The organism is Polaribacter vadi, from assembly GCF_018861005.1.
Taxonomy (GTDB): Bacteria; Bacteroidota; Bacteroidia; order Flavobacteriales; family Flavobacteriaceae; genus Polaribacter; species Polaribacter vadi_A.
Genome location: NZ_JAHKQL010000034.1, coordinates 85,355 through 101,789, shown reverse-complemented (window position 1 = coordinate 101,789; position 16,435 = coordinate 85,355). Strand labels below are relative to the sequence as shown.

The window sequence follows — 16,435 nt, the reverse complement described above, 5'->3', positions numbered from 1 at the left end:
TTTAACAACAACTTTCAGTAGGATTTTTACTTAAAAATTTACTCAATTTATTATTTATTTCTTTCCAATTTTCATCATCTATACAATAACAAACACTGGTACCTTCTATAGTTCCTTTTAAAATTCCTACTTTTTTTAATTCTTTTAAATGCTGAGAAATAGTGGGTTGTGCTAAACCAATTTCTTTTACTAAATCTCCACAAACACAAGATTTTAATTTGATGATATAATCTAAAATGGCAATTCTTGCTGGGTGACCTAATACCTTTGCAATAGCTGCAATTTCATTTTGTTCGTCTGTAAATATTTCTGATTTAGTTAAACCCATATTAATATATTTATTTATTGTAATATTACGATTAAGTGGTTAAATAAAAAAGTAAATCTCTATTTTTTATTTAAATCAAACATATAACCTACAGAAAGGTTAAAGAAACTTGTTATGTTTACATCAGGTTCGTTTGCAAGGGCATTTGGTAAATTTAAATTGTAACCTAACTCAAAATCCCAAGAATTGGTAGAAAGTGACATAGGAAATGAAATTTGAGTATTTAATAAATCAAACACATTTTGGGTATATTTATATGTTTTATATCCTGAAGCTGTTAGTCTTCTAACATCAAAAGTTATACTCTGATTTGCTATTACAAAACTAATGTTTGGTCTTAACCTTAAAGCAAAATTTGGTTTTCTTTTTAGGTTGATGTTGGCATAAGTATTAGATACTATTTGATAAGATTGGTCTGTACCAAATATATAAGAAACTGCTAATGTGCTACCTATAGTGCGTTTTATATTTCTGATGCCTAAACTTACATCCAAAGAATTTGTAAAAACATCATAATCATCAGAATACAAAAAACGGGTGTACCCCAAATTATAAGTGATATTTTCTGTAACTCCTAAAGTATTAAAATAACCTACTGACAGGCTGGTAAAATCCCAACTTGGGGCAAAATTTTGATAATAAATACCAGAAATACTGGCATTAAAACCAGAAGAATGATAATAAGAAACTTGAGGAATTATATTATACTGATCTGTGCCAGAATCTCTACCAGAAAAATAGGTATTGCTGTTGTAAGAAAGGGATGTGTATAAAAAATTATAAGAAAAATCGCTCTCTAATAATTCGTCTAAAAATTGTTGATCATTAAAAAAAAGTTCATCAATTAAACCATCTAAATCTTCTAAATTATCCAAATTTTTATCTTGTGCATAAGAACAAAAAGAGGTTGCCATTGAAAACAATAGCAACCCTAAAACCTGTAAAGTTGTTTTTAATCCTTTATATAGATGCACCATAAATAGTTAAAAGCTAATCTTCTTTATTTCTAACTTTTTTATCTTTTTCGTTATTTATCCTTGGTCCACTTTTCAACTCTCCTCTATCTTTAGAGTTTCTGATTTTGTCAATTCGTTCTTTAAGCATTTTTCTTTGCTCGCTAGTTAAAGTCTTACTAAAACTTTCTCTAGTTTTTCTTAAACGAACCTGTTGACTCTGAACCATACTTTTTTGATCTGCAGAAAATGTAGCTACCAAACGTTGTTTCATTTCTGTTTTAGAAATGGTTTTATCTTTTAAAATAGCCAATTGCTCTGTGGTTAAAGATGCTTTAAAAGTTTCGCGATTTGTTTTCATAACCTCTCTTTCTTTCTGTAACAAATCAATTTGCTTTTGGGTAAGCTCTTTTTTAATCAAATTATAATTAGAATCTTGAGCAAAAAGTCTTGTATTAAATAGCATCAAACCTAAAAAGCTAACTGTTAATATGATGTTTTTTAATTTCATTTTTTTATTTTACACTGCAAAAAATCTAAAGTACAAATTTACAAATTAAATTGAACAACTGTCTTTAGCAGCTTCATAAGCTGTTTCATCTGCAATAGTTTCTATTGTACCATCTTTATATTCAATATCTAGTGGAAAAATTTTAGTTGGCTTTACAGTAAAATCTGGATTTGCTTTTTTCCATTCTCTTATCAATTTATAATCTGCTCTTTCTGTTACTTCAATCACTGTTCCATCTTCCATTGTAAAACTTACTGGCAATACCAATTTAAAACATTTTCTTTTGTCTTTACCACTTTTACAAGAAGATCTTACAGTTGCTAACTCATCACTATCTAATAAAGTTTGCACAGTATCATCTTCTAAAGTAACATCTACAGGAAAAACTAATTCTGGTCTTTCTGTAGCATCTGGGTTTGCTGCATACCAATCTTTCTTTAAACTCCAATCGTCTGCACTGTTTAAAGTAATATAAGAATCGTCTGGCATTATTAAATCTATAGGATAAACAAACTCAAAACATTTACTTCTACTTCTTCCTCTTTTAGAACTTGTGCTATTTAATTGACGACCTTGTATAGAAAAGAAAACATCTGTTTTTGTATCTTCATAAGAAAGATTATCAGAAACTAAAGCAACTTGATATCCTAATTCTGTAGCCAATTGAACAGTTTCTACAAAACTATCTGCTAAATCTCCATTTAATGCTGATGATGTTGCTGATGGTAAACTTGCTTCTACTATTGTTGTTTTGTCTGCACTTTCTATTTGTTCAATTAATTCTTCATCGTCAGTAACTTCTACACTTGTAGTATCTGAACAAGATGTAAATAATAATGCTGATAAAATTAAAGCAGAAATTGTAAAAAATAAAATGCTAGATTTTAAAATGCTTTCTTTAGAAATTGTGGTCTTCATGATTTTTGTTTTTAATTAATTTTGATTCAATTATTTAGAACTACAATTTTTAAAATAGTTTGAAAATTTTTTATTTTTTTTATAAAATAATGGTTTCTAGCAACTCATCATCTATATAATTATCTAATAATGAATCTTCTACAATAAGTGAATTTAAAATTAAGTTATCAATTTTTTGTTCAGTAAGCTCTGCTTTTACCACAACTTCATTAAATAATGTAGCTTCTGCAAAAGCATCTATTTCTAAATCTTCTATTAGTAAAGAGTTGATTAAAACATCATCAGAAAAAGTAAATTCTTCAAAATTAGTTTCAATTTCTAAATTTGAATTGTTACTATTTTGTAGCCAAACTGTAAGACTTAATATAAAAACTAAAGTTGCTGCTGCAATATATTTAAACTGTGGTTGTAGATAAAAAACATTTTGTTTTTTTGAATCCTCTTCTACTCTAGCTTCTTCTTTAATTTTATCTAAAATTGACAATTTAGATTGTGCAAAATAATCTTTAGGAATAGTTGTGCCCAAATATTCTTTATGATGTGTAGAAATATCACCTTTTAAACCTTCTTTTAAAAAGTTTTGATTTTTATTATTTTCTGTTGACTTTTCCATATTATAATTCTTAGACCCTTCTAAGTTTATTTAGTTTATAATTATAAAAATATTTTTTGTTCAATAATTTTAACGGCTGCATAATAGGTCGATTTTAATGTGCTTTCAGAAACGTCTAAAACCTCAGAAATTTGCCTAAAACTTAAATCATCAAAATATTTCATTTGAAAAACACGTTTTTGTTTCTCTTTAAATCCGTCTATAATTGTATTTAATTTTTTCTGAATTTCATCACCATCAAAATATTCATCTTCAAATAAAACTTGTAAACTAGTATCAGAAACCGTTTCTATATTTTGATAACTTCTTTTTTTATTTTTATCTAAAAAACGGATAGATTCATTATACGCAATTCTATACATCCAAGTATGTAAACTACTCTTTTCTTTAAAATTAGCAATACTTTTATAAATTCTGATAAAGGTGTTCTGCAACACATCATCTGCGTTTTCATGCGTACCCACAATTTTTCTTATATGCCAATACAAACGTTCTTGATAGACGTTAAGCAACTCACTAAAAGCTTTATCTTTTAGTGCAGGATTCTTCAACTTTTTTACAAGCTCAGCGTCTTTACTCAAGTTATTTTTGGTTGATTACTATTCTTTAGACCTAAGATAAATGAAATAGTTTGATTTTAGAGTCAGAAAAAGGCAAACCCATTAAATCTGATAAATTTTTCAAATAGTTTTATCAATATAAATTGATGTGTTTCTTTGAGAAGTTTTAGAAACCTTAGTATTTTTACATTAGAAAATTATAACAAATGAAAATCATTATATCTCCAGCAAAATCTTTAGATTTCGAAAGTAAAGTACCAACAAGTTTACATACACAACCACGTTTTTTAGATCAATCTATAAAACTAAATAAAAAACTTAAAACGCTCTCTAAAAATAAGTTATCAGATTTAATGTCAATTTCAAAAGATTTGTCAGCATTAAATTATGATAGAAATCAAAATTGGACAACACCATTTAATCCAGAAAACTCAAAACAAGCAATTTATGCATTTACTGGTGCTGTTTTTCAAGGTATTGATGTAAACTCTTTAGCTGAAGAGAAATTGCCTTTACTGCAAGATAGATTACGTATTTTATCGGGTTTATATGGTTTATTAAAACCTTTAGATTTAATACAGCCTTACAGATTAGAAATGGGCACAAAATTAAAAGTTGGCAGAAAAGATAATTTATATAAATTTTGGGATGATACTTTGGCTAAATCTTTGAATAATGAATTAGAAGATGATGAATTACTCATTAATTTAGCAAGTGCAGAATATTTTAAAGCTTTGCCTAAAAAGATTTTAAAAACACCAATGATTACACCTGTTTTTAAAGATTTTAAAAACGGACAATATAAAACCATAATGACATATGCTAAAATTGCTCGTGGTTTAATGGTTCGTTACATAATAGAAAACAACGTTAAAACTATAGAAGATTTAAAAGGTTTTAATGTTGATAAATATCGTTTTTCTGAAGAAATGTCTAGTGATACAGAATTGGTTTTTACTAGATAATAATGAAAAAACTGATCATTAAATCATCTAAGATTTTACTGTTTTTTGGTCTCTTTTGTTTAATTAGCATTTTCATATCTAATATAATTATTCAAAAAAATGCAACTGAAAAAGTTTTTTCAGAAACTAAAAATATCCCTGAAAATAAAATTGGATTAATTCTAGGAACCTCAAAATATTTAAGAAATGGATATATAAACCTGTATTACAAATACAGGTTAGATGCTGCAATTAATTTATTTAAATCTGGTAAAATAAATTTTATAGTTATTAGTGGAGATAATGGCTCAAAAAGTTATGATGAACCCACAGATTTTAAAAACGATTTAATAAAAGCTGGAATACCGGAAAATAAAATATTTTTAGATTATGCAGGTTTTAGAACTTTAGATTCTGTTATAAGAATAAAAGAAATATTTGGTCAAAATTCGGTAACCATAATATCACAAAAATTTCATAATGAAAGAGCTATTTATTTAGCAGAACACTTTAATATAAAAGCAATCGGATTCAATGCAAAAGATGTAAGTGGAAAATCAGGAATTAAAGTTCAATTCAGAGAATACCTTGCTAGGGTTAAAGTTTTTGTGGATATTATTTTTGATGTAAAACCCAAATTTTTAGGCGATAAAATAGAAATTAAATAAAGATTTATTACTTAAAATAACAATGACTTTTTTTAATTTACACTGTTACTGCTCACTGTCTATTGCAAACTGTGTACTAATAGACTAAACTCTAACAATCTGCTAAACCAACATTTATAGCCAAACCTCCTTCTGAGGTTTCTTTGTAGTTTTTGTGCATATCTTTTGCAGTTTCCCACATGGTATCTATTACTTTATCTAAAGGTACTTTTACTTCTTTAGGATTGGTTTCTAAAGCCATTTCTGCTGCATTAATCGCTTTTATTGCTCCCATAGAATTACGTTCTATACAAGGTACTTGTACCAAACCTCCAATAGGATCGCAAGTTAAACCCAAATGATGTTCCATTGCTATTTCTGCTGCTACTAAAGATTGTGCTGGTGTACCACCTAATAATTCTGTTAAAGCTGCTGCAGCCATTGCAGAAGAAACACCTATTTCTGCTTGGCAACCACCCATTGCTGCAGATATTGTAGCATTTTTTTTAAAAATACTGCCAATTTCGCCAGCAGTTAACAAAAACTGTTTTATTTCTTTAAAACCAGCATTATGATTTTCAATTACTAAATAATACATTAAAACTGCTGGTATTACTCCTGCACTTCCATTTGTTGGTGCTGTTACTACTCTACCTAAAGCAGCATTTACTTCATTTACAGAAAGCGCAAAACAACTTACCCATTTTAGAATTTCTCTAAATTTTACTTCAGAACTTCTAATGGCAGTAATCCATTCTTTAGGGTTTGTGTAGACTGCATCTTTTATCAACTTTTCTTGAATGTCAAAAGCTCTACGTTTTACATTTAAGCCTCCAGGAAGTATGCCTTTGGTATGACAACCAATATACATGCACTCTAACATGGTATCCCAAATTCTATTCAATTCAGCATCAATTTTTTCTTCTGAATTAATTTCTAATTCATTTTTAAAAACGATATCAGAAATTAGCAAATTTTCTTTTTCACAATACTCTTCTAATTGTTTGGCACGATTTATAGGATAAGGAAAGTTCTTTTTATTAATTTCTATTTCGTCCTCTAGATTATTATCCTCTTGAATAATAAAACCACCACCAATAGAATAATAAGTTTCTGTTGATATTTCTACTCCTTCTGAGAAACCTCTAAAAGTGACACCATTAGAATGAAAAGGTAAAAAATCTCGATTAAAAACAATAGATTCTTTATAAAAAGGGATTTTTTTGCCGCCTTTAAAATAAATTTCTTTTTGTGTGTTAATACGATCTACAATAATGGCAATATCCTCTATGGGTATATATTCAGGATCTGCTTCACTTAAACCTAATAGAATTGCTAAATCAGTTGCATGCCCTTTACCTGTTAGAGATAAAGAACCATATAAATCTACTTTTACTGCATCAATTTTATCAAACAAATTAGTAGTTCTCAAATTACTAACCCATTCTTGGGCAGCTCTCCAAGGACCTAATGTATGCGAACTTGATGGGCCAACACCTATTTTAAGCATATCAAAAACACTAATAAATTGCGACATTCGTAAAAGCGATTAAATTTTAGGCTGTAAAAGTAAAAAATCCAACTCAATGAGTTGGATTTTTTATAATAATTATAAAGTTCTATTTTAGCTATAAATAGATTCCTTACCAAATTCAACAGCTAACATATAATAAACAACAGCTCTGTATTTACTTCTTTCTGATTTACCAATTGCTTCAATTACTTTAGCAATTGCTTCATCTAAAGCAGGTGTATCATCTAAACCTAACTTTTTCATTAAAAAGTTCTTTTTTACAGTGGCTAATTCTTTAGCGTCTGAACCAGATACAGTTTCAGCATCTCTTTTATAAATAGACGGACCTAAACCTTTTGTTACAGCTTTTAATAAGTCTGCATCATACTTTAGCCCTTTTTCATCCATAAATTTAGAATACTGTGCTACTTTCTCGTCAAATTTACTCATCGTTTTTTATTTAAGTTAATTATTAGGATTCTTTAATTTCTTAAGAATTACTCAAATATATAAAAATAAATGCGTTATGTAAAGTGGAATTCGTTGAGATGTAGGTTTTACAAGTTGTGTCATATTGTCACAACTATGAATGTCTTTTTAAAAAAAAACTGACAATTTCTATGCAAAAAGCGGTTGGCACAGCCTTTGACTAATACACATTGTAAAATTGAATTTAAAAAATTAATATAAAATAATTATTATGAGTAAAATAATTGGAATTGATTTAGGAACAACAAACTCATGTGTTTCTGTAATGGAAGGTAATGAGCCAGTTGTAATTCCTAATGCTGAAGGAAAAAGAACCACACCATCTATTGTTGCCTTTGTAGAAGGAGGAGAACGTAAAATTGGTGACCCAGCAAAAAGACAAGCAGTAACTAACCCTACAAAAACCGTTTCTTCTATTAAACGTTTTATGGGTAATAAATTTTCTGAATCTTCTAACGAAATTAAGAGAGTACCTTATAAAGTAGTAAAAGGAGATAATGATACACCTCGTGTAGATATTGATGGTCGCTTATATACACCACAAGAAATCTCTGCAATGGTTCTTCAAAAAATGAAGAAAACTGCTGAAGACTATTTAGGAACAGATGTAAGTTCTGCTGTAATTACAGTACCTGCATATTTTAACGATGCACAAAGACAAGCTACTAAAGAAGCAGGTGAAATTGCTGGTTTAAAAGTAGAAAGAATTATCAATGAGCCTACAGCTGCTGCTTTAGCTTATGGAATGGACAAAGCACATGACGATAAAAAAATTGTTGTTTTTGACTTTGGTGGTGGAACACATGATGTTTCTATCTTAGAATTAGGAGATGGTGTTTTTGAAGTATTAGCTACAGATGGAGATACACACTTAGGTGGAGATGATGTTGATGCAAAAATTATTGATTGGTTAGCTGCAGAATTTAAAGCGGAAGAAAACATGGATTTAACAACAGATCCTATGGCTTTACAACGTTTAAAAGAAGCTGCTGAAAAAGCAAAGATTGAATTATCTTCTTCTGCTTCAACAGAAATTAACTTACCATATATTACTGCTACTGCAAGCGGACCAAAACACCTGGTTAGAACTTTAAGCAGAGCTAAATTTGAGCAATTAATAGACGATTTAATCAAAAGAACTATTGAGCCTTGTAAAACAGCTTTAAAAAATGCTGATTTATCAACTTCTGAAATTGACGAAATTATCTTAGTTGGTGGTTCTACAAGAATACCTGCAATACAAGAAGCAGTAGAAAAATTCTTTGGTAAATCTCCAAGTAAAGGTGTAAATCCTGATGAAGTTGTTTCTTTAGGTGCTGCAATACAAGGTGGAGTTTTAACTGGTGATGTAAAAGATGTATTGTTATTAGACGTTACACCTTTATCATTAGGTATTGAAACTATGGGGAATGTTTTCACAAAATTAATTGATGCAAACACAACAATTCCTACTAAAAAATCACAAGTATTTTCAACTGCTGTTGATAATCAACCATCTGTAGAAATTCACGTTTTACAAGGTGAAAGAGCAATGGCTGCAGATAATAATACAATTGGTCGTTTCCATTTAGATGGTTTACCACCAGCACAAAGAGGAGTTCCTCAAATTGAAGTAACTTTTGATATTGATGCAAATGGTATTATTAAAGTTTCTGCTTTAGACAAAGGAACAAACAAATCTCATGAAATTAGAATCGAAGCTTCTTCTGGATTATCTGAAGAAGAAATCGAAAAAATGAGACAAGATGCAGAAGCAAATGCTGATGCTGATAAAGCTGCTAAAGAAACTGCAGAAAAAGTAAATGGAGCTGACTCTATGATCTTTCAAACAGAAAAGCAATTAAAAGAATTTGGTGATAAACTATCTGCGGATAAAAAAGGACCAATTGAAGCTGCTTTAGTAGAATTAAAAGCTGCTCATGAATCTAAAGATTTAGCACAAATTGATGCTGCTATGGAAAAGATTAATGAAGCTTGGAAAGTTGCCTCTGAAGAAATGTATGCTGCTGAACAAGCTGCTCAAGGAGGTAATCCTGGTGCAGAAGCTCAAGGACAACCAGAATCTGGTGCAGACCAAGGAGATAATGTAGAAGATGTAGATTTCGAAGAAGTAAAATAAGTAGAATAACAAAATTTCGATAGAAATTTTATGTAATTCACTTATTTCCTTTAAAAAGAAATTTCAAAAAAGAAAACATCTTTTTTAATATTAAAAAACCCATTGCAAAAAATTGCAATGGGTTTTTCTATTAATATTAATTACTTTTGGTTCAGTTGTTTTAAACATTATGAAAAGAATTACTTTATTTCTTGTTTTCTGTTTTTTATTTCTTTCAATTAAAATAAATGCTCAGCACCCTATTTTTCATCATTTAACTGATAAAGAGGGTTTGCCTGATATTGAGTTCTACGATATTATTGAAGATAGCAAAGGTTTTATTTGGCTTGCTGCTAATAAAGGTCTTTTTCGTTATGATGGTAAAACTTTTAAGAATTACACTCATCAAAAAAAAAGAGGCTTATCTGTTTTTGGATTAAAATTAGACTCAAAAGGTAGAATCTGGTGTAATAATATTTCTGGTCAGTTTTTTTTTATTGAGAATGATGAACTATCACTTTTTTTAGATATAGGTCATGAAACTAATGGAATAATTACTTCTTTTGCTTTTCATCAAAATAAAATATTAATAAATACCATGAAAGGTATTTACACTTATGCAATAGACAATCCTTCTGAGTTAAGAGAGTTTAATAAAGGGGTTTTAATAAAAAACAAAAGAAAAACCGATACTCTTTACATCTATAGAGATTATAAAATATTTCGAACAACTAAAAATTCATCACCTAAAATAATATATAATTTAGACGGTTATAAAGATTTTCGTTTTAATAAATGGTCTATACATTCTTATGAAAAAAAGAATTTAATTTATGCATACAATGTTGTAAATTCTAAAATAAAACCAAAACTATTTTATGAAATAAACGATAAACTAAAAGAAATAAAGCTTCCTAAAATATTTGATAATAACGAAATTATAAATATTTATGAAGTAAATAATCAAATTTGGCTCTGTACTTATTTAGGCGTTTATACCTACACTATAAAAAACGAAAAGCTAAAACATATTAACACCTATTTTATAGGAAAAGATGTGGGTGGCCTATTAAAAGATAGAGATGATAATTATTGGTTTGTATCTTTAAGAAATGGAATTTATATAATACCTAATTTATATATAGAAAAATATGATATTCCAGAAGAAAAATCGAATATAAGTGCATTATCTAAAATAGATAAAGATGCACTTTTTTTGGGTTCTGTAAAAGGAGATTTAGCCATATTAAATATAAAAAAAAGCAAATTAAATTTTATAAAAAATAAGTACACTAAAAAAATATATGATATTGGCCAAAATAAAGAAAAGGTATTTTTAAGCTTAAATAATTACTCATTAATTTATGATAAGAAAAAGAAAGAGTTAGTAAGAGATGATTTTTTAAGAAATGCTAAAGATTTTGTTGTAATAGACAATAACTACATACTTAATGCCTTACATGATGCAGCTAGAGTTACTAATATTAACAATAAAAAAAGCAAAATTTTAAGAAGAACTAGAGCATATACAACACATTATAGTAAGAATAAAGAAATGTTTGTTGGTTATGTTGATGGTGTAGAAAAACATTCAGAAAATAACGAAAGCACAAAAATAAAATTTAAAAATCAACCTATAATTGCTATAGATATAGATGAAACAAATAATGGTATAATTTGGATATCTACATTAAAAGACGGTATAATTGGGCTTAAAAACAATGAACCTGTAATTAATTATACTACTAAAAATGGTTTATTATCTAACCAAGCAGGTAAAATAAAAGGAGATGGTAATTATCTTTGGGTTACTACAGATAAAGGTTTACAATTATTAAACTCTGAAACTGGAAAATTTAAAAACCTTACCCAAAAAGATGGTTTAAATTCTTTTAATATTTCAGAAATAATTCCATTTGAAAAACATATTTATTTTAGCTCAAATAAAGGCTTATTTAAAATAAATAAAGAAAAAGTTTTTTTGGACCGTAAAATTCTTGATTTCTACTTTACATCTATTTTAATAAATGATGAAAAAGTTACAGAGAAAGTAAATTATGAATTAAAATCTAACGAAAAAAAAATAAAAATTAATTTTCAGACAAACGGTTTTTTAGGTGATAGTGATATTACTTATAAATACAAATTATTAGATGGTTCTGATAAACCTAAATGGAATACTATTGAAAAAGGGATAAATCAAGTTACATTTAATAATCTTGCACCAGGTAATTATAATATTACATTAAAAGCAATAAAACTTAATCAACAACAACAATCTTTAGAAAAAACGATAACATTAAAAATAAATGCACCATTTTATAGACAAATATGGTTTGTATTCTTAGTACCAATTCTAATATTTGGATTATTTTGGTTAATTATCTTGAAAAGCATCAGAAAAAAAGAAAGAAAACAAAAACAAGCTATAGAAAAAGAAAGAATGCAAAAAGAGTTAATAACTTCTAAACTAGAAACTTTACAGTCTCAAATGAATCCGCATTTTACATTTAATGCTTTAAACTCTATACAAAACTTAGTCCTAAAAGGTGAAAAACAAAAAGCCTATAATTACCTAACTAAATTTTCATCACTATTAAGAGAAAACCTAATCTTAAGCACTAAGAGTTTTGTTTATTTTGATGAAGAATTATCTATCATAAAAAAATATTTAGAGTTAGAAAATTTACGTTTTAAAGATGGTTTTTCTTATAAAATTATTGGATCAGAATCTATAGATAATGTAAAAATACCAACTATGATAATTCAACCATTTATAGAAAATGCTATTAACCACGGATTATTACATAAAACAGATGGTGTTGGTATTATAAATATTGAATTTATTTTAGAAGACACATTAAATTGTATAATTATAGATAATGGTATTGGCATAAAAGCAGCAACAATAATAAATGATAAAAGAAATAAAACAAAAAAATCTTTCTCTACAAAATCGATAAGTAGTAAATTAAAAATTTTAAAAGATTATTATAAAACCGATATTGGTTTTAAATATGAAGATGTTAATAACGGAACTAAAGTAATTATTAAAATACCCTACACTTTTTCAGATGACTAAAATTAATGCCATAATTGTAGATGATGAAATTAATGCAAGAGAAAACTTAAGATACTTATTAAACGATTTCTGTAGTAATGTAAAAATTTTAGCAGAAGCATCTAATGTAAAAGATGCAGTTCTTTTAATAAAAAAAAACAAACCAGATATTGTTTTTTTAGACATACAAATGCCTCAAAAAAATGGTTTCCAGTTGTTAGAAGAATTCTCAGAAATTAATTTCCAAATAATTTTTGTAACTGCTTACGATAACTATGCCATAAAAGCATTTCAAGTAGCAGCAATTGATTATCTATTAAAACCAATAGATGTAGATTTATTAAAAGAAGCAATTCTAAAAGTAGAAAATAATATAAAAAATAAAATATCTGTAAATCGATATAAATTATTAAAAGAGAACAATAAAAAATTAGCTATTCCTCATAAAAATGATTATGTAATAGTACAAATAGATAATATCTTGTGTATTGAGGCAGATAGAATGTACTCTAAAATATATCTTTTAGATGATAAAACTTTTTTAGTTTCTAAAAAACTTAGCTATTATGAAAACTTATTCTTAGATGATGAAAAATTTATTAGAGCACATAGATCATGGATTATTAATATAAATACCATTAAAACTTATTCTAAAAAAGACAAAGAAGTTATTTTAAAAAACGGTTATAAAGTACCAATTAGTAAAGGTCATAAAGATGATTTTGAAAAAATATTTACAAACCATTTGTAAGTGAAGTAATTAAGATTTATAACTTAAAAATTAAATTCGGAAACAAATACTTACAGTTCGGAAACTATTACTATGTAAATTTCACAAATACTATTACCTTTAACAAAAAAATTCAACCATAAATTTTAAAGGATTACTCAAGTAGTCCTTTTTTTTAAATATTCTATTGGGGGATAGCTTATTTAAAACATTAACCGAACTGTATTTACAGTTCGGTTTCTTATTTTTACACAATAAATAAATCATTAAAAATCTAATTATTAAAACATAATCTTTAATTTGATTGCGTTTTTTATTACAATATATTTGTAACTAATTACATTAAATAATGAAAAAAATAATTTTATTTTTTGCTTTTATATTAAATATTGCATCTTCTCAACAAACAAATAACACTACTTTTAAAATAGGTGTAATTTCTGATTGCCAGTATTGTAATTGCGAAATAAAATGGGATAGATATTATAAAAAATCACCACAAAGATTAAAAGAAGCAATAGCAACCTTAAATAAAGACTCTTTAAGTTACACCATTCATTTAGGCGATTTTATAGATCAAAGAATAAGTAGTTTAGACAGTATTCTACCAACTTGGAATTCTTTAAAATCAACATCTTATCACGTTTTAGGAAACCACGACTTTGATGTTGGTGAACCTAACAAAAAGAAAATTATTGCTAAACTAAATTTAAAAAACAGGTATTACAGCTTCACCAAAAAGAATTGGCGTTTTATAGTTTTAGATGGTAATGATTTAAGTTTTTATGGAGCAATTTCTGCTGATAAAAAACAACAAACAGATTCTCTTTATAATATTTTAAAGGATAAAAATTTACCTTATGTAAAAAAGTATAATGGCGCTTTAAGCAACACACAACTAAAGTGGATAAAATCTGAATTAGATTTGGCTACTAAAGAAAATCAAAAAGTTGGATTCTATTGTCATTTTCCTATTTATCCTGTAGACCAACATAATATCTGGAATAGAGAACAATTTTTATCACTAATAAAACCTTATAAAAACGTAAAGTTATTTTTTAATGGCCATAATCATGCAGGTGCATACGAGTATGTAGACAATGTACATTACTTAACTTTTAAAGGAATGGTAGACACAGAAAACTCTTCTGCATTTGCAAAAGTAAAATTTAGCAAAGACACTATTTTTGTTGAAGGTTTTGAGAGAGAACTTTCTAGAAAATTAGTGATTCAGTAAATGTTTACATCAAAAAAATATACGTTTTGTTGCGTTACAACATTAAATCCAAGATTATTAAAACTCTCCAACATATTGCATTGCGTATTCTAATGCCTTTTCTCTTGTCATTGTAGAAACTTTTACTTTGTCTTTACTAAAAAAATCTACTACTGTTTCACCTTCAGCTTGATTTCGTTCTTTTTTTTCTCTAACCATAACTAAACTGTTTTCATCATACATAAAAATCATAGACATTCTGTTACGAAAAACAGCTTTTTTTATTTTTTTAGCAACAGGTTCTTGAAATACAAAATATGCTGGCATACCACCTTTTGTTAAGCTAAGAGTCATCATTTTTGTTGTACCTGGTTCTCCAACTGCTAGGTATACTTCTTTTACTTCTTGCCCAGGATTGCCGATCTTATTTAATGAGTAATATTTTCCATTGAATACATCACTCTTTGGGAAATAGTCTTGAGCATTTATATTTAAAACGCTAACCAATAATACTAGTAATAATCCTTTTAATTTCATGATTTTTAATTTTTAATAATTTGTATTAATATAAAATCTAACACTAAATAATTAGCTTATTTCAGCCAAACATTACCCAAATATATACTTTAATTATATAATTATTTTACCCTAATAACAGTTTGAATCAAATGGATGCTTTTTGAATCAAATAGTTGCTTTTTGATTTGAATAGCCATTTTTTGAATGATGTAAATATCTGTTTAGAAGTAATTTTGACATGAAATAAAAAAACAAACTAATACAAAAAATGAAAAAAATGAAACAATTAATTTTAGCAATAGTGGTATTAATTACTGCTGCAACTCAAGCCCAAAAAAGTTTTTTCGATAACATTTCTGAAAAGGACACATATAATATATATAGTGGAATTACTGAAAATGGTGATGGTACTTTTAAAGCTACAAAAAAGCTTAAAGCAGTTAAATTTAAAAAGAAATATTTATCAACTGGAGAAGGCTATAAATTTTCTACTATTCTACAAGAAGGCCCAAAAAAAGGTAAAACTGATGTAACAGTTGATATTTCAGATAAAAAAATAGATTGTAAAGGATATCCTTATGAATCAGTAATAAGTCAAGAAGATTGGGGCTATTACTATTATTATGTTTCTATAGATGATTACGTTTTTTGCCTTAAAGGAGTTTCAACTAAAAACGCCACTTTTAAAGACATTTTAAGTGTTTTCATTAAAGCAGGAAAGGTTGAAGCAGCAAGTGATAATACAAAAAAGAAAAAAAAGAAAAATTCTTTTTTCTCTAAAATGAAGGCATTAAAAAATGAAGCATTAGGATCTGCAGGTGTTTTTGGGTCTGAATATAAAGAGTTTAAAAAGAAGAATATAAGGAAATTGATTACTGATTATTTGGTTACCATGAAAGCAAAACAAAATGGTAGAACTGCAGCACAAAAACAATCAGACACAAACGTTGCAAACCTTACTAAAAACAAAATGGCAAAAGAAAAAGCAGCCAAAGATGCATCTTATGCAGAAGCTAAAAGATATAATGATTCTGTAAAAGCTACACCAGAATGGAAAGACTTAGAGCGCAGAAAAAGACAAAACGAAGCAAATTATCAAAGTCGTCAAAAAGCAGATTTTGTAACGCTACGAAATACTAGCGGAAGTGCTATTTATGTAGCACGTAGTGGAAGCAAGAACAGAGGAACAAAAATTAGTGCTGGAGGTTCTGTAAAGTGGAGTTGTGGTCAAGATGCATATATACAAGTAAATAATACAACTACCAATACAAAAGTGTACAGTAAAAATTCTGGATGTGGTAACACCATTACTGTAAGATAATTAAGCCTTAAAAA

The 16,435-nt window shown here is 27.5% G+C and carries 16 protein-coding genes; 7 read left to right on the top strand and 9 right to left on the bottom strand.

Annotated elements, in window-relative coordinates; all coding sequences use genetic code 11:
• Position 1 precedes the first annotated feature (1 nt).
• From KO506_RS15420 to KO506_RS15395, 6 genes are all read right to left on the bottom strand, one after another.
• On the bottom strand, positions 2 to 328 hold the full coding sequence (locus KO506_RS15420; protein ID WP_068358662.1) for an ArsR/SmtB family transcription factor: 327 nt from the start codon (positions 326 to 328) through the stop codon (positions 2 to 4).
• Positions 329 to 387: 59 nt separating this feature from the next.
• Positions 388 to 1,305 (bottom strand): hypothetical protein, encoded by a 918-nt coding sequence (locus tag KO506_RS15415; RefSeq protein ID WP_215995822.1) that lies wholly within the window; start codon positions 1,303 to 1,305, stop codon positions 388 to 390.
• 13 nt (positions 1,306 to 1,318) lie between these two features.
• Positions 1,319 to 1,792 carry a hypothetical protein gene (locus KO506_RS15410; RefSeq protein WP_215995821.1) on the bottom strand — a complete coding sequence of 158 codons (474 nt, stop codon included), beginning with the start codon at positions 1,790 to 1,792 and terminating at the stop codon, positions 1,319 to 1,321.
• Positions 1,793 to 1,837: 45 nt separating this feature from the next.
• Entirely contained in the window at positions 1,838 to 2,710 is an 873-nt protein-coding gene (locus tag KO506_RS15405; RefSeq protein ID WP_215995820.1) for a hypothetical protein, read from the bottom strand.
• A 79-nt stretch (positions 2,711 to 2,789) separates the two neighbouring features.
• Entirely contained in the window at positions 2,790 to 3,323 is a 534-nt protein-coding gene (locus KO506_RS15400) for a hypothetical protein (RefSeq protein WP_215995819.1), read from the bottom strand.
• Positions 3,324 to 3,364: 41 nt separating this feature from the next.
• Positions 3,365 to 3,874: an RNA polymerase sigma factor gene (locus tag KO506_RS15395; protein ID WP_252726890.1), complete on the bottom strand. Its 510-nt coding sequence runs from the start codon at positions 3,872 to 3,874 to the stop codon at positions 3,365 to 3,367.
• 215 nt (positions 3,875 to 4,089) lie between these two features.
• On the opposite strand from KO506_RS15395, the gene yaaA reads away from it, so the two are divergent.
• Positions 4,090 to 4,848 carry a peroxide stress protein YaaA gene (gene yaaA / locus KO506_RS15390; protein ID WP_215995817.1) on the top strand — a complete coding sequence of 253 codons (759 nt, stop codon included), beginning with the start codon at positions 4,090 to 4,092 and terminating at the stop codon, positions 4,846 to 4,848.
• Between the two features lie 2 nt (positions 4,849 to 4,850).
• On the top strand, positions 4,851 to 5,495 hold the full coding sequence (locus tag KO506_RS15385; RefSeq protein ID WP_215995816.1) for a SanA/YdcF family protein: 645 nt from the start codon (positions 4,851 to 4,853) through the stop codon (positions 5,493 to 5,495).
• A 91-nt stretch (positions 5,496 to 5,586) separates the two neighbouring features.
• Here the strand turns inward: KO506_RS15385 and KO506_RS15380 are convergent, their stop codons facing one another.
• Both KO506_RS15380 and KO506_RS15375 read right to left on the bottom strand, forming a co-directional pair.
• The gene (locus KO506_RS15380; protein ID WP_215995815.1) at positions 5,587 to 7,011 is read right to left on the bottom strand and encodes an L-serine ammonia-lyase; all 1,425 of its coding nucleotides are present in this window, start codon (positions 7,009 to 7,011) and stop codon (positions 5,587 to 5,589) included.
• An 87-nt stretch (positions 7,012 to 7,098) separates the two neighbouring features.
• A complete protein-coding gene (locus KO506_RS15375) occupies positions 7,099 to 7,437 on the bottom strand; it encodes a DUF2853 family protein (RefSeq protein WP_215995814.1) in 339 nt (112 codons plus the stop codon).
• A gap of 250 nt (positions 7,438 to 7,687) precedes the next feature.
• On the opposite strand from KO506_RS15375, the gene dnaK reads away from it, so the two are divergent.
• From dnaK to KO506_RS15355, 4 genes are all read left to right on the top strand, one after another.
• On the top strand, positions 7,688 to 9,595 hold the full coding sequence (gene dnaK / locus KO506_RS15370) for a molecular chaperone DnaK (protein ID WP_215995813.1): 1,908 nt from the start codon (positions 7,688 to 7,690) through the stop codon (positions 9,593 to 9,595).
• 169 nt (positions 9,596 to 9,764) lie between these two features.
• Positions 9,765 to 12,656, top strand: coding sequence for a sensor histidine kinase (locus KO506_RS15365; protein WP_215995812.1), 2,892 nt, complete (start codon positions 9,765 to 9,767; stop codon positions 12,654 to 12,656).
• Positions 12,649 to 13,386 (top strand): LytR/AlgR family response regulator transcription factor, encoded by a 738-nt coding sequence (locus KO506_RS15360; protein ID WP_215995811.1) that lies wholly within the window; start codon positions 12,649 to 12,651, stop codon positions 13,384 to 13,386. Before KO506_RS15365 ends, KO506_RS15360 begins: the two co-directional genes overlap by 8 nt.
• Before the next feature lie 328 nt (positions 13,387 to 13,714).
• Entirely contained in the window at positions 13,715 to 14,602 is an 888-nt protein-coding gene (locus tag KO506_RS15355) for a metallophosphoesterase (protein WP_215995810.1), read from the top strand.
• Positions 14,603 to 14,659: 57 nt separating this feature from the next.
• Here the strand turns inward: KO506_RS15355 and KO506_RS15350 are convergent, their stop codons facing one another.
• A complete protein-coding gene (locus tag KO506_RS15350; protein WP_215995809.1) occupies positions 14,660 to 15,118 on the bottom strand; it encodes a hypothetical protein in 459 nt (152 codons plus the stop codon).
• 259 nt (positions 15,119 to 15,377) lie between these two features.
• Here KO506_RS15350 and KO506_RS15345 point away from each other — a divergent pair, with 259 nt between their 5' ends.
• On the top strand, positions 15,378 to 16,421 hold the full coding sequence (locus tag KO506_RS15345; protein WP_215995808.1) for a hypothetical protein: 1,044 nt from the start codon (positions 15,378 to 15,380) through the stop codon (positions 16,419 to 16,421).
• The last annotated feature ends 14 nt before the right edge of the window (positions 16,422 to 16,435 follow it).

Coding starts and splice junctions, on each gene's coding strand:
- KO506_RS15420 (WP_068358662.1), bottom strand. CDS start 328: ATGGGTTTAACTAAATCAGAAATATTTACAGACGAACAAAATGAAATT.
- KO506_RS15415 (WP_215995822.1), bottom strand. CDS start 1,305: ATGGTGCATCTATATAAAGGATTAAAAACAACTTTACAGGTTTTAGGG.
- KO506_RS15410 (WP_215995821.1), bottom strand. CDS start 1,792: ATGAAATTAAAAAACATCATATTAACAGTTAGCTTTTTAGGTTTGATG.
- KO506_RS15405 (WP_215995820.1), bottom strand. CDS start 2,710: ATGAAGACCACAATTTCTAAAGAAAGCATTTTAAAATCTAGCATTTTA.
- KO506_RS15400 (WP_215995819.1), bottom strand. CDS start 3,323: ATGGAAAAGTCAACAGAAAATAATAAAAATCAAAACTTTTTAAAAGAA.
- yaaA (WP_215995817.1), top strand. CDS start 4,090: ATGAAAATCATTATATCTCCAGCAAAATCTTTAGATTTCGAAAGTAAA.
- KO506_RS15385 (WP_215995816.1), top strand. CDS start 4,851: ATGAAAAAACTGATCATTAAATCATCTAAGATTTTACTGTTTTTTGGT.
- KO506_RS15380 (WP_215995815.1), bottom strand. CDS start 7,011: ATGTCGCAATTTATTAGTGTTTTTGATATGCTTAAAATAGGTGTTGGC.
- KO506_RS15375 (WP_215995814.1), bottom strand. CDS start 7,437: ATGAGTAAATTTGACGAGAAAGTAGCACAGTATTCTAAATTTATGGAT.
- dnaK (WP_215995813.1), top strand. CDS start 7,688: ATGAGTAAAATAATTGGAATTGATTTAGGAACAACAAACTCATGTGTT.
- KO506_RS15365 (WP_215995812.1), top strand. CDS start 9,765: ATGAAAAGAATTACTTTATTTCTTGTTTTCTGTTTTTTATTTCTTTCA.
- KO506_RS15360 (WP_215995811.1), top strand. CDS start 12,649: ATGACTAAAATTAATGCCATAATTGTAGATGATGAAATTAATGCAAGA.
- KO506_RS15355 (WP_215995810.1), top strand. CDS start 13,715: ATGAAAAAAATAATTTTATTTTTTGCTTTTATATTAAATATTGCATCT.
- KO506_RS15350 (WP_215995809.1), bottom strand. CDS start 15,118: ATGAAATTAAAAGGATTATTACTAGTATTATTGGTTAGCGTTTTAAAT.
- KO506_RS15345 (WP_215995808.1), top strand. CDS start 15,378: ATGAAACAATTAATTTTAGCAATAGTGGTATTAATTACTGCTGCAACT.